1 protein-coding gene is annotated in these 416 nt (G+C 71.6%); it reads right to left on the reverse strand.

Annotation, left to right across the window (positions count from 1 at the left end; all coding sequences use genetic code 11):
- Positions 1–416, reverse strand: a 416-nt coding sequence (locus VR45_RS45160; RefSeq protein ID WP_159394561.1) for an acyltransferase domain-containing protein, incomplete at both ends; no start/stop codon positions are given.

Consider the following 416-nt stretch of genomic DNA (forward strand, 5'->3'; position numbering starts at 1 on the left):
AAGAACGGCACCGAACCCGAGAGGGGGGTGATGCCGTCCAGGTCGACGAGGAGCCGCTCCCGGATCTCCTCCACGTGCGCGGAGTGCGACGCGTAGTCCACCTCGATCACACGCGCCCGCACACCCTCACCGACCAGCGCGTCGACCAGCGCCGTGACCGCGTCCGCGTCGCCCGACACCACCGTCGACGACGGCCCGTTCACCGCCGCCACCGACAACCGCCCCGCCCACGCACCGATCCGCTCCCGCGCCACATCCACCGGCAGCGGCAACGACGCCATACCACCACGACCCGCCAGCACCCTTATCGCACGGGAACGCAACGCCACCACCCGCGCCCCGTCCTCCAGACTCAAGCCGCCGGCCACACACGCGGCTGCGATCTCACCCTGCGAATGACCCACCACCGCGTCCGG

Source organism: Streptomyces sp. NRRL S-495 (assembly GCF_000966955.1).
Lineage (GTDB): Bacteria > Actinomycetota > Actinomycetes > Streptomycetales > Streptomycetaceae > Kitasatospora > Kitasatospora purpeofusca.